This is a genomic window from Candidatus Omnitrophota bacterium (assembly GCA_003598025.1).
Classification (GTDB): domain Bacteria; phylum Omnitrophota; class Gorgyraeia; order Gygaellales; family Profunditerraquicolaceae; genus Profunditerraquicola.
In genome coordinates this window covers 28,454-41,079 of sequence record QZKH01000006.1, presented here as the reverse complement: position 1 = coordinate 41,079, position 12,626 = coordinate 28,454, and the positions used below count along the sequence as shown (strand labels likewise).

At 41.2% G+C, this 12,626-nt stretch carries 12 protein-coding genes; all 12 read right to left on the bottom strand.

All coding sequences use genetic code 11. The annotated features are described in order from the left end of the window. Positions 1–66 precede the first annotated feature (66 nt). Entirely contained in the window at positions 67–1,569 is a 1,503-nt protein-coding gene (gene glnA / locus C4533_05445; protein ID RJP27925.1) for a type I glutamate--ammonia ligase, read from the bottom strand. Positions 1,570–1,758: 189 nt separating this feature from the next. Next, positions 1,759–2,097, bottom strand: a complete 339-nt coding sequence (locus C4533_05440; protein RJP27924.1) for a P-II family nitrogen regulator — start codon at positions 2,095–2,097, stop codon at positions 1,759–1,761. Positions 2,098–2,122: 25 nt separating this feature from the next. Further along, positions 2,123–3,448 (bottom strand): ammonium transporter, encoded by a 1,326-nt coding sequence (locus C4533_05435; GenBank protein RJP27923.1) that lies wholly within the window; start codon positions 3,446–3,448, stop codon positions 2,123–2,125. 15 nt (positions 3,449–3,463) lie between these two features. Continuing rightward, positions 3,464–4,282 (bottom strand): hypothetical protein, encoded by an 819-nt coding sequence (locus C4533_05430; protein ID RJP27922.1) that lies wholly within the window; start codon positions 4,280–4,282, stop codon positions 3,464–3,466. 225 nt (positions 4,283–4,507) lie between these two features. Then, entirely contained in the window at positions 4,508–5,035 is a 528-nt protein-coding gene (locus C4533_05425) for a sigma-70 family RNA polymerase sigma factor (protein ID RJP27921.1), read from the bottom strand. A gap of 1 nt (position 5,036) precedes the next feature. Then, entirely contained in the window at positions 5,037–6,707 is a 1,671-nt protein-coding gene (locus C4533_05420) for an NAD+ synthase (GenBank protein ID RJP28256.1), read from the bottom strand. 302 nt (positions 6,708–7,009) lie between these two features. Beyond that, the gene (locus C4533_05415; protein ID RJP27920.1) at positions 7,010–7,738 is read right to left on the bottom strand and encodes an ANTAR domain-containing protein; all 729 of its coding nucleotides are present in this window, start codon (positions 7,736–7,738) and stop codon (positions 7,010–7,012) included. A gap of 114 nt (positions 7,739–7,852) precedes the next feature. After that, positions 7,853–9,184: a glutamine synthetase gene (locus tag C4533_05410; GenBank protein RJP27919.1), complete on the bottom strand. Its 1,332-nt coding sequence runs from the start codon at positions 9,182–9,184 to the stop codon at positions 7,853–7,855. A 54-nt stretch (positions 9,185–9,238) separates the two neighbouring features. Then, entirely contained in the window at positions 9,239–10,405 is a 1,167-nt protein-coding gene (locus C4533_05405) for an aminotransferase class I/II-fold pyridoxal phosphate-dependent enzyme (GenBank protein RJP27918.1), read from the bottom strand. A 56-nt stretch (positions 10,406–10,461) separates the two neighbouring features. Then, complete coding sequence (locus tag C4533_05400) at positions 10,462–10,950, bottom strand: Lrp/AsnC family transcriptional regulator (protein RJP28255.1); 489 nt, start codon at positions 10,948–10,950, stop codon at positions 10,462–10,464. Positions 10,951–10,962: 12 nt separating this feature from the next. Then, positions 10,963–11,682, bottom strand: coding sequence for an NAD+ synthase (locus tag C4533_05395; GenBank protein RJP27917.1), 720 nt, complete (start codon positions 11,680–11,682; stop codon positions 10,963–10,965). A gap of 272 nt (positions 11,683–11,954) precedes the next feature. Continuing rightward, the gene (gene phoU, locus C4533_05390; GenBank protein ID RJP27916.1) at positions 11,955–12,623 is read right to left on the bottom strand and encodes a phosphate transport system regulatory protein PhoU; all 669 of its coding nucleotides are present in this window, start codon (positions 12,621–12,623) and stop codon (positions 11,955–11,957) included. Between the last annotated feature and the right edge of the window lie 3 nt (positions 12,624–12,626).

Genomic DNA, 12,626 nt, shown 5'->3' with positions numbered 1-12,626 from the left:
TGCCTAAAAATTAATCAGAGGAGGTTAAAATTTTACCCCGCTTTTGCGGGGTAAAATCGGTTTTTGTTAAATATCGAAATACAGGTAAAACTCATAAGGATGAGGCCTCATCCTTACGCCGTCTATCTCTTTTTTGCGTTTATATTCTAACCAAACATCCAGGACGTCCTTAGTAAACACTCCGCCTCTAAGCAGGTATTCGTTATCCTGTTCCAGGGCGTTAAGTGCAGTATACAATGACCCAGGGACTGTAGGTATAGTCTTAAGCTCCTCTTCGCTTAATTCAAACAGGTCCTTATCAGTGGGTTTACCCGGGTCTATTTTGTTGATTATACCGTCTAACCCGGCCATGAGCATGGCACTGAAAGCCAGATAGCCGTTGCATGAAGGGTCAGGCGGCCTGAATTCTATTCTTTTTGATTTGGGGCTGTCTGAATACATCGGTATTCTCACCGCGGCTGACCTGTTACGGGCAGAATATACCAAATTAACCGGCGCTTCATAACCAGGAACCAACCTCTTGTAAGAATTGGTTGTCGGCGCGCAGAATGCCATTAAACTCTTGGCATGCTTAAGCAAACCGCCGATATAATATTTTGCGGTCTGGCTTAACAGCGCGTAACCATTTTTGTCGTAGAACAAGTTTACACCGTTTTTCCAAAGGCTCTGATGGCAATGCATGCCTGAGCCGTTATCGGCAAAAAGCGGCTTAGGCATAAAGGTAGCAATCATATTGTTCTTCCTCGCCATATTCTTAATTATATACTTATAAAGCAGCAGGTTGTCCGCCATCTTTACAAGCTTATCGAATTTCATATCTATTTCGCACTGCCCGGCTGTGGCTACCTCATGATGATGCACCTCAACATTAATCCCTGCCTCTTTCATTTTGAGGATCATCCTGCTTCTCAGGTCCTGTAACGAATCATGCGGAGGAACAGGAAAATATCCCTCTTTAAACCTTATCTTATAGCCCAAATTGGGATTCTCGGTTCTTCCGGTATTCCAATCTCCCTCATCCGAATCTATAAAATAATATCCTGTATTTTCAGTCTGGTCAAAACGCACGTCGTTAAACAAGAAAAATTCGGCTTCCGGGCCAAAATATATAGTGTCTGCTATACCGCTATCTCCGACAAATTTTTCAGCTTTCTTAGCTATAAACCTGGGATCCCTAGAATATGGTTTTCTGGTCAACGGGTCATATATATCGCATATAAGGCTAAGGGTCGGGACTTCACACACCGGGTCCACAACAGCAGTGTTTGGATCGGGTATCAATATCATATCCGATTCCTGGATCTTCTGAAAACCCCTGATAGATGAACCATCAAACCCTATGCCATCCACCCAGATCGACCGGGTAATATCATCCATCTCCTTAAGCTCAGATGCGGGGATTGTAAAATGTTGCCATAATCCTGGCAAGTCATTAAACTTTAAGTCGATCATCTGGATGTTTTTTTCTTTCACCATTTTCATCACGTCTCTGGCTGCTGTTTCATCAAAAGAGCCATTAGTTAACGGGTTGATTGTCTTAACCGGCGTTGCTGCTTTCTTTTTTGGCATTTTAGCCCTCCCTTTCGCATTAAATAAAAAAAGGCGCCCCCTTAAATCAGGAACGCCTGTGTCCTTTTAATTTATTGCCTATTTTAGCACTGCTTTGTGCCTAAATTTTATGCTTATATATACAAGTAAAAATAACCTCCTTCTGGTAACCTGTTTTTTAGTTTTTTAAACACCGAAATAACCCATTTATTATAATGCGCCCTCGCCCGCCTCACCGGTCCTAATCCTTATGGCATTTTCGATATTATAAATAAAGATCTTGCCATCGCCTATTTCTCCGGTTTTTGCATTATCAATAATAACTTTAATTATCGAATCTACCTGCCCATCTTTAACTACAGCTTCTATTTTAACCTTCGGCAGCAATTCAACCCTGTATTTTTCGCCTCTCCATTGCTGCACTATGCCTTTTTGTTTACCGTGCCCTTCTATCTCGCTGATCATCAACCCAGCGCACCCTTCGTTTTGTAGAGCTCGGCGCACAACTTCTAACTTCTCCGGCCTTATAATAACTTCTATCTTTTTCATATATACCTCCTGTAATTGCAATGAATTATTCTTTATCCGATATCCCGAGGAATGAGTATGTCGGTTTTCTCCCTAAGAACTCCGGATACGCAGAGTTGCCGTGTTCACCGATATCAAGCCCTTCGATCTCCTCATATAGACTTACCCTTATCCCGATACTAGCTTTTATAAGCTTCCATGCAATCAGAGATAAAACAAAAGTATAAATACCAACGCTTATTACTCCGGAGAACTGAGACATAAGCAGCTTTGTTCCGCCGCCATAGAATAAACCATTACCGGTATTTATGCCTGCGATTTTATCCTGAGCAAATAATCCAACGCTTAATGTCCCAAAGATGCCGTTGACTAAATGTACGGATAAGGCGCCAACCGGATCATCGATTCTGGCTCTGTCGAAAAATATTACTGCCAATACTACCAGGGCACCGGCGATTAAACCTATGATAATTGAACTTACAATGCTGACGAATGCACAAGGAGCAGTAATCGCAACTAAGCCGGCAAGACAACCGTTGATAGTCATACCTAAATCGGGCTTGCCCAACAATACCCAAGAGAGCACAATCGAACTCATTATCGCTGCAGCAGCGGACATATTGGTTGTAACGACAACATGGCTTATTGCCGCAGGATCTGCAGCCATGGTAGAGCCGGGGTTAAAACCGAACCATCCAAACCATAAAACAAAAGCCCCTAATGTTGCCAACGATAAGTTATGTCCCGGGATAGGGTTAATTTTTCCGTTATTATATTTACCGAAACGCGGCCCTAAAACCAAAACCCCTGCTAATGCCGCCCATCCGCCGACAGAGTGGACTACTGTTGAGCCGGCAAAATCAAACATGCCCTTTAAAGCGAGCCATCCTCCACCCCAAATCCAATGCCCTACAATAGGATATATAAACGTCGCCATGATAAATGTGAACAATATGAATGATTTGTATTTTATCCTTTCTGCAACCGCCCCTGAAACTATAGTTGCTGCTGTGCCGCAAAAGACAAGCTGGAAGAAAAATTTAGCCAAAAGAGGGACCCCTGTCCAGGATATAGCTGAATAGACACCCTTATAAGCCTCTCCGACAGCCGGAGAATTATCCAGCCCGTTCAAAAACAAAAGGCCCTTTAGTCCAACGGCCGGATTTCCGTCTCCGAACATTAAACCCCAGCCTATTAAAAAGAACCCGAGTGAAGAAACAGCAAAAACAACAAAGTTTTTAGACAAAATATTAACACAGTTTTTTACCCTGGCAAAACCTGACTCTACCATTGCAAAACCTAGATTCATGAAAAATACCAGCATGGCTGTTATCAAAACCCATATTGTATCCAAGACAACTTTTGTATCCATATTTTGCCCCTCCTTTTAGAAATCAATATCCAGCTGGAAAGTCACCGTATCCGTGCTGTTATGATTGTTATATATGTCATATCCTATTATTGCGGAAACATTATTACTGAATTTCCAGGCAAAACCGAAATTAAGCGCGCCGTAAGAAGACTGTGTCCCCTGGTAATCAACGCAAAGCCAAAGCTTATCGGATATCTCATGCATAGTGCGTTCCCAGGCAAGCATTATCCCGTCATTATCGCGCTTTCCGTTTTTATCAAGCAGTAGTTTCTTATTACCATTGAAATATCCGGCGGAAAACCTCCCTAAGTCTAAACCGCCTAAGTTAAAGCTTTTAGCGCCCTTAAAATACCAAATATTATAATTTGTCCTGTTAGTCTTCGTCCCTAAATCATATCCTCCGATGGCAAAAGCAGGCATATCCTTAAAATATGCTCCCTCCGGGATGCCAAACTTGAAATGAAAATACCAGGGAGTTGAATCATAGAAAGAGCCGAAACCTTTTTTATAGTCAAACCCTGTCTCAGCCATGACCTTACCGAGCGGCTGCCAAATCCTGCCTAAAGCATTGTCATCTTGTTTATCCGAAAGTAAGCTGAAAGTCAGGCCATAAACCTGTTGGACATAAGTATGCTGGTCATAGTTATCTGCATTGGTCCCTTTGCCGGTAGTCGGAGTATACGTATCAGCGGTTATGTGGATTTTTTTGTAAGGCTGAATATCTGTAGAGGGAGACCAAATATGCGTTGACGGAGTAGCAAAAGCAAAGTTTACGATGCACAGCCCGGATATAAATGAGCTTATCAAGAACTTTGGAATTCTAAATCTTATCATGGTTTTTCTCCTCTCTCATTTAACAGCAAATAAAAAAGCGCCTTAAAAATCCGCTTTTGGACATTAAGACGCCTCTGTCTTTATTTTTGGATATAAAACAAATATTCTACTAAATAATAAAAAAGGCGTTTCTTAAAGAAACGCCTTTGTCTTAACACTTCGATGTGTTTATACCTTTACAAGTAATTAAATCCCGGTTTTGGTAACTTCCTGGAGCAAAAACAATCAACCTTCAAGGTGTTTTCTGCATTTTTCTCTGATTTTACTCATAATCTTGACTACGCTGACATGCGAGATATTCAGGCGTTTACCGATCTCTCTTGTCTTAAGATCTTCCAAACATAGCCATAAAACCTCTTTTTCTCTGTTAGTTAACCCATTGTTAAATATCGTTTCTACAAGCAGCTTACTATTTAATTTCTCGACTTCTTCCTTAAATCGATAATCAGCCAGCAGGGTATTTTCGTAAACCTGGCTACCTTGAGAATCATCGTTAAGAAAAGAATCTATATTAATGGCACAACTCCTGTTTTCCGATCTGCGTAAGTAATTTTTCAGGTGAAAATAACACCCCTGAAGAATATAGCTGTCTGTTTTATCATCTAACTTTCTGGCACGGAAATCCGACCAAAGATGGATAGCTGCCTCCTGATAAAGATCGTCTTGATCCAGGAAAGAATAACGCCAGCTCAATTTATAGGTTATCATTTTTAAGGTTGGGCCTATCCTCTTTAGTAAAACATAAAAATCCATTTTATCCTCTGTATCTACTGGTAATCGGCATTCTCCTGTCCCGGCCAAAAGCTTTTGGGGTAATCTTTATACCCGGAGGAGATTGCCTGCGTTTATATTCGCTCCTGTCAACCATGTTCAAGACCTTACGGACCATGCCTTCTTTAAAGCCAAGCTTAACCATGCCCGGCAGGTTTAAATCCTGCTCTACATAAGCCTTTAATATAGCGTCAAGCACATCGTATGGCGGTAGCGAATCCTCGTCTTTCTGATTTGGCTTAAGCTCTGCGCTCGGTGCTTTAGTAAATATGCGCTCCGGTATAACAAACCCGTGCGAGTTCCTTTTTTCGGCCAATCTGTAAACATATGTCTTTGGTACATCTTTTATCACGGCAAGGCCCCCTGCCATATCCCCGTATAAAGTAGCGTATCCTGTGCTCATTTCGGACTTATTGCCCGTAGTTAAAACAAGCCAACCGAATTTATTTGAAAGCGCCATAAGGATGTTGCCTCTGATACGGGCTTGCAGGTTTTCTTCGGTCACGTCTCTTGTCGAGCCTGCAAATAAAGGCTCTAATACAAGAAGGTACATCTTATAAATCTGCTCAATAGATAAATTGATCATTTTTATGCCCAGGTTCTTTGCAAGCTGCGATGCATCTTCTTCGGATTCTTTTGACGAATACCTTGTAGACATAAACACGCAAAACACATTTTGGCTTCCTAATGCATCTGCGGCGATTGTAGCAACAAGGGCTGAATCAATTCCTCCGCTTAAGCCAATTACTACACTCTTAAAGCCATTTTTCCAGACATAATCCCTTAAGCCCAATACAAGGGCTTCGTAAATCTCATCTTCGATGTTTAATTTTTTATATTCTGGTTTTGGAAGCGGTTTTTTTTGGCTATCATTTGTATTAATCAGAACAGCGCACCTCTTCTTTGCTACCGGAATATCCAGATCAGACAAAAGCAGGTCTTCCCTAAAAGCATGCGTCCTGCATACTACCTTGCCTTGCATATCTACAATCATGCTTTGTCCGTCAAATACTAATTCATCCTGGCCTCCTACCATATTCGTATAGGCGATAAACACCTTGTGTTTTTGCGCCTGCCTGCTTATAAGCGCCTGCCTCTCTTTATTCTTACCGGCATGATAAGGAGAAGAATTTATACTGAGTATTAATTTGGCGCCGCCGGAGCTTTGTTTCTTTATGGGCCCGTCTTCCATCCAGAGGTCCTCGCATATATTTATCCCAAATTTTATATCCTTAAATGAATAAACAGATGCATTATTGCCCTGTTCAAAATACCTTTTTTCATCAAAGACCCCGTAATTAGGAAGTAATATCTTATGGTATTTTGCAATTATCTTGGAACCGTAAATAACCGCAGCGGAATTAAATATTTTATTATCGATCCTATCTACAAAACCCGCTATCACAACTATATCTTTATCAATATTATTGCTTAATCTCTCTATGCTCTTAAGGTTATCTTTAATAAAACCTGGCTTAAGCAATAAATCTTCCGGAGGGTATCCGCAGAGCGCCAGTTCAGGAAAACAAATGATATCCACTCCAAAACTTAGAGCCCTTTGCGTATATTGCAATATTTTTCTTGAGTTTGCCTCCAGGTCGCCAACAGTGCTGTTAATCTGGGCCAAAGCGATACGTAATCTCTGATTCTTCATTTCCATCTGCCTCGTTTTACGGAATTTTGCAAAAAAAATGCGTCTTTTATCACTAATTGATAAAAGACGCCCTAGTCTTTAAAATAAAAAAGCCTTCCGCTTTTTTGCAGAAGACTTCAATGTCTTAATACTACCCTGTATTTATTACAAATATAACACAAAAAAATGGTTTGTCAAGGGATTAGTTCAATATTCATATGCGTAGTGCGTATAGAGTATTGCGTATTGAGTAAAGCGCTATTGTGTCCTTGTGGCTAGTTACTCCCCATATCTATGAACCATGAACTATGAACTAATTTATTCTACCTACTATTTTTTCTATTATCCTTCAACTCACTGGCCATTATTATTGCTTCGGCTACTTCTCTCATAGTTTTACGTTTATCCATGCTTTGCTTTTGTATAAGCCGATAGGCCTCTGAAGGAAGGATATTGGCCTCCTGAGAAAGTAAATCTTTTGCCCTTTCTATAAGTTTTCTTGTAGTGAGGGCTTCTTCTGCGGTCCTGGCTCTTAAGTCTAGTTCGGCGTTCTCAATTGCCACTGCTGCCTGGCTTGCCAAAGTGATCAACAGGTCTATTTCATGCTTAGTGAACTTGTGTTTTTTTGAGGTGTAACAGTTAAGTACGCCTATTACCCTGCCCTTGACCGCTAAGGGCACGCTTGCCAACGAACATAGGCCTTCTTTCTTGGCTATGTCCCTGTTTAAATACCTGGGGTCTGTCTTGACATCAAGGATGTGTATAGGCTTATTATATTTTGCAACCTCGCCTGCTATGCCAGTGCCTAATTTTATGTTTGGCTTTTTATTATATTCATCGGATATCGATTGCGTTGCTCTGACTACCAGCTCATTCTTATCCGGGTCTAACAGCATAAGAGAACAGATTTTGGAGTTCATGATCTCTGCGGTTACATTAACGACTAAACGCAGCAACTCATCCAGATACATCCCCTGAGTAATTAAGCTTGCTACTTTTGAAAGGGCCTGTATATGCTTTAAGTAAACTTCGTAGTTTTCCTTATTTTTCATTATAAGTTATCTATTATGTTACATGGGATTACGTGAGGTTAATTAAGTTTACCGGGGGTTGCAAAAGCAACATCATGTAACGTCATTCAACATCACTAACCTCATGTAACTTTCTTAAAGGATTGGCAAATATTTATCTACTTCATACTGCGTAACCTGGGCTTTATATTCATCCCATTCTACTTTTTTGTTTCTGATAAAATACTCGAATACTTTTTCCCCTAAGCATTCTTTAACCAATTTGCTTTTCTCAGCAATCTTTGTTGCCTCCAGGAGGTCGTCCGGCAAAGATTTAATACCTGCGGCTTCCCTCTCTCCTTCGCTCATATGGTATATATTGTCATTGGCGGGTTCGCTCAATTTGTACTTTTTTTCGATACCTTCTAATCCCGCTGCCAGCATGACTGCAAAAGCCAAATAAGGATTGCATGAAGGGTCCGGGGAGCGGAATTCTATACGGGTAGCTTTTTCTTTTCCCGGTTTATACATCGGTACCCTGATTAAAGCTGACCTGTTCATTTGAGCCCAGCAAATATATACCGGAGCTTCATACCCGGGTACAAGCCTCTTAAAAGAATTTACCCACTGGTTTGTTATAGCCGTAATCTCCGGTGCATGCTTTAGTAATCCTGCAGTGTAAGATTTACCTATCTCAGATAGATGGTATTTATCCTTTGGATCAAAGAATGCGTTCCTCTCTCCTTTAAAAAGCGACTGATGTACATGCATGCCTGAGCCATTAATCCCGAATATCGGCTTGGGCATAAATGTCGCATATACTCCGTGTTTACGTGCTACTTCTTTAACTACAAGCCGATAAGTCATAACATTATCTGCCATCTTCAATGCCTCAGAATAACGTAAGTCAATCTCATGCTGGCTTGCTGCAACTTCGTGATGGCTATATTCGACCGTAATGCCTAATTCCTGCATAGTCAATATAGTATCCCTTCTTAAATCCTGCGCTACGTCCAAAGGAACCAGGTCAAAATAACCGCCCTTATCTAAAGGCTGGGGTGACTGGGAACTGGTAAAATAGAAATATTCTAATTCCGGTCCGACATTAAAAGTGTACCCCTTTTCTTTCGCTTTAGCTAAAATCCTCTTTAAAACATAACGCGGATCACCCGCAAATGGCCTGCCGCTTGGTTCATATATATCACAAAACATGCGCGCAACACTATGGGTATCACCAGAACGCCAGGGAAGGATCGCAAAAGTATCCGGGTCAGGCCTGGCTATCATGTCTGACTCTTCAATACGCGCAAACCCTTCTATGGAAGAACCGTCAAAACCCATGCCTTCTTCCAGCGCACCCTCCAGTTCATTTGGAGAGATAGCGAAACCTTTTAATATTCCTAAAACATCGGTAAACCATAAACGTATGAATTTTACCTTATGCTCTTTGACCAACTTCATAATATCTGCTTTTGTTTTTTTAGCCATATCTCCTCCGTTTTGCAAGCCCGTTCACTGTGAACAGCGCACAGCGAACAATACCTATTTTTGCTTTTTAATGAATTTCTCTATCCTGTTTAACGCTTCCTTGAGTTTATCATAACCTGCAGCATAAGAAATCCTTATGTAATCATTATAGTCTTTGCCAAAGGCTACTCCCGGGACAACTGCTACCTTCTGGTCCTTGAGCAGCTTCTCGGCAAACTCAAGCGAACCCATGCCGGTATTTTTTATCGAAGCAAAAATATAAAAAGCGCCCTGCGGCTGGGAACATGTAATCCCAAGCCTGTTTAAGCCCTCTACCATAAGGTTCCTGCGCCTCTTATATTCCCGCTTCATCTCCTCAACAGACTTTCTGCCTGTCTGTAAAGCCTCGCAGGCAGCCATCTGGCTGGCAATAGGAACACACATAATAGTATACTGGTGTATTTTAGTCATTGCAGCAATTATTTCTTTTGGGCCGCAGGCAAAACCCACGCGCCATCCGGTCATAGCATAGCTCTTTGAAAAACCGTCTAAATACAGGGTATTATCTTTTGCCCCGGGCAATGTAGCAAAAGGTGTGTGTTCAAAATCATAAGTGAGGTCACAATATATTTCATCTGATATGCAGAGAATATTGTGCTTACACAAGACCTTGCTAAGTCGCTCAAGCTCTTTCTTATTATAAGAGACCCCTGTCGGGTTAGTAGGATAATTAAATATCATCGCCTTTACTTTTTTATCTATATTTCTTTCAAGTAAAGAAGGGGTGATTTTAAAATCTGTCTTTGAGGTATCCATAATCACAGGCACCCCTCCGCAAAATTTAACCAAAGGAGCATAAGAGACATAGCTCGGAGTAGGGATTAATATCTTATCATTGGGATTTATTAAAGCTCGCAGTGCCAAATCCATAGCCTCACTTACACCCACCGTAATCAGGATCTGGTCATCAGCAGAGTATTTAAGTCCGTGTTTATTATTCAAAAAACGCGCAATTTCAAGCCTGAGCCTGTAGAGACCTTTATTTGAAGTATAAGAAGTATACCCCTGCTCAAGAGAATAAATGCCGGCCTCTCTTATCTGCCAGGGGGTAACAAAATCCGGCTCACCCACACCCAGGGAGATAACATCTTTCATACCAAGCACGAGGTCGAAAAAAGCCCGTATCCCGGAAGGCGGCATCTCTTCTACTTTTTTAGATATCCAATCTCTCTTCATGTCTATGCTCTATATTCTACACCCTAAACCCTGTACTTAATGGGGTTTTGGGATTTGAGATTTCAATAAGAAATAGCTATCCTTTTATTCTCATCCCTGTGTTTTAATATAACTCCGTCTTCTTTATATTTCTTAAGAAGGAAATGGGTGGCTGTACCCCTGACATTCTCTAGAGGAGAAAGTTTTTCCGCCACAAACCTGGCCACTGTCTGTAAATCCCTTCCTTCTACTATTAGTAATAAATCATAAGTGCCTGACACCAGATAACAGCTTGAAACCTCAGGAAAGGAATAAATCCTCTCTGCGATCCTGTCAAAACCAAGATCCTTCTGAGGAGTTATATTGACCTCTATAAGTGCGCGCACGCCTTGAGAATTAGCTTCCCTGACTAACTCTTTATTTATCACTGTCTTGTATTTCAATATAACCCCTTCTTTCTCGTATTTCTTAATCGCCTGCTTTATCTTGGCAGGATTTTTTTTAAGCATTTTACCGATATCCTCAGGGCTTATGCGGGCATCATTCTCCAGTATTTCCAGTATCTCATCCATAATTTCCTCCATTTAGCTGACTTTGCAAATCTTTGCTTTTTCTCTCTTGTGCTGCGACCTGTTTATCATATCTTTAACTTTTTTCACTTTGTCTTTAGCAGCTACCTGCTTGAGCCCTCTTTCAAGCCTTGACAGGATATCATCCAGCTCGGCATAGGTAATCCCCATCTCCCCTTCGTCCGTCTGGCCAACCCATAAACCTGCGCTAGGCGGCTTAGTTATAATATGGCCGGGTATCTCCAATTCTCTGGCTAAAGACCTAACCTGGGTTTTTGTCAAATCCCCTATCGGCAAAAGGTCAACTCCGCCATCACCGTATTTTGTAAAATAACCTACCATTAACTCCGATTTATTCCCCGTGCCGCAAACCAGATAATCAAGTTTGTTGGCAAAATAATATAAAACCAGCATACGTAGGCGGGGGCGTAAATTTACTGCCGCAAGCCCTTTTGACGGTGGAAGGACCCTGCGTAAGCCATCATACGTGCTTGTCAGGTCAATAATTTTAGTTTGTATGTTTAATTTTTTAGCAGAAATTTTGGCGTCCTTTAAATCAGAAGGATGGCTATGGCAAGGCATCATCAATCCTAAAACATTATTTTTGCCTACTGCAGCCTTAGCTAAAGCAGACACAACGCAGGAATCTATGCCTCCGCTTAATCCCAAAACAATACCCTTAGCTCCGGAAGATTTTACTTCCTTTGCTAACCACCTTATAATTTTGCTTTTCATCGTATATTTATAGGCTTCTGAAGGCCAGTTTTGTATTTTAACAGGGGGAAAATTTGATAAATCCCTTTGAGAAATTTAATAATTTTATAATATCATATTTTTTAGGAGGGTCAAGGGGTATTAGATAGTAGGTAAAATAGGTTAGTTCATAGTTCATGGTTCATAGAATATGGGGAGTAGCTAGTCACAAAGACATCCTTCGGCTCCGCTCAGGACTCCCTACGGTCGCAAAGACACCATACGCACTACTCTATACGCAATACTTCTATAAATTACTTAAGCTCTTCAGTATGATGCTTTACTACCCTGGCTTCGACCATATATATAACATCCTCAGCAATATTGGTTGCATGGTCGCAAATCCGCTCAAGGTGCCGCGCAACTAATAATAGGGGAACAGCCCTGTCTACACTCTTTACATCCTTAGACATATAATCCTTTATTAACTCTTCCTGGATGGCATTGCGTAATTTATCAGCTTCTGAATCAGCAAGAACTACTTTTTTAGCTAAAGCAACGTCTCTCTCGACGAATGCTCTTATTGCGCCCCCTACCATCTCCTGGGCAACCTGGGAAAGTTTCGGGATATCAATAAGCGGTTTTAATAACGGCTTGTTTGATATTTCTATAACCCGCTCTGAAATGTCTACAGACAGGTCTGCAATCCGCTCCAATTCAGAGTTAATTTTTAATGCGGTTGTAATAAACCTTAAATCTCCTGCCATAGGCTGGTGCCTGGCAATCAGATCAATGCACTTTTCATCATTGGCTAACTCCATTTTATCAATTTTCTCGTCTGAATTTATGACCAATGCCGCCATCTCTTTATCTCTGTTTTTTAATGCTTCTACTGATTTGTAAATCGCCTCCTGGGAGGCCACCGCCATTTTCAGTATATCCTTATTTAACTGCCTCATCTCTTCATCAAAATAGCGCTCCATCGA

What these genes read in the sequence shown, in the direction of transcription:
- glnA (RJP27925.1), bottom strand. Translation starts at nt 1,569, where the DNA reads ATGCCAAAAAAGAAAGCAGCAACGCCGGTTAAGACAATCAACCCGTTA.
- C4533_05440 (RJP27924.1), bottom strand. Translation starts at nt 2,097, where the DNA reads ATGAAAAAGATAGAAGTTATTATAAGGCCGGAGAAGTTAGAAGTTGTG.
- C4533_05435 (RJP27923.1), bottom strand. Translation starts at nt 3,448, where the DNA reads ATGGATACAAAAGTTGTCTTGGATACAATATGGGTTTTGATAACAGCC.
- C4533_05430 (RJP27922.1), bottom strand. Translation starts at nt 4,282, where the DNA reads ATGATAAGATTTAGAATTCCAAAGTTCTTGATAAGCTCATTTATATCC.
- C4533_05425 (RJP27921.1), bottom strand. Translation starts at nt 5,035, where the DNA reads ATGGATTTTTATGTTTTACTAAAGAGGATAGGCCCAACCTTAAAAATG.
- C4533_05420 (RJP28256.1), bottom strand. Translation starts at nt 6,707, where the DNA reads ATGAAGAATCAGAGATTACGTATCGCTTTGGCCCAGATTAACAGCACT.
- C4533_05415 (RJP27920.1), bottom strand. Translation starts at nt 7,738, where the DNA reads ATGAAAAATAAGGAAAACTACGAAGTTTACTTAAAGCATATACAGGCC.
- C4533_05410 (RJP27919.1), bottom strand. Translation starts at nt 9,184, where the DNA reads ATGGCTAAAAAAACAAAAGCAGATATTATGAAGTTGGTCAAAGAGCAT.
- C4533_05400 (RJP28255.1), bottom strand. Translation starts at nt 10,950, where the DNA reads ATGGATGAGATACTGGAAATACTGGAGAATGATGCCCGCATAAGCCCT.
- C4533_05395 (RJP27917.1), bottom strand. Translation starts at nt 11,682, where the DNA reads ATGAAAAGCAAAATTATAAGGTGGTTAGCAAAGGAAGTAAAATCTTCC.
- phoU (RJP27916.1), bottom strand. Translation starts at nt 12,623, where the DNA reads ATGGAGCGCTATTTTGATGAAGAGATGAGGCAGTTAAATAAGGATATA.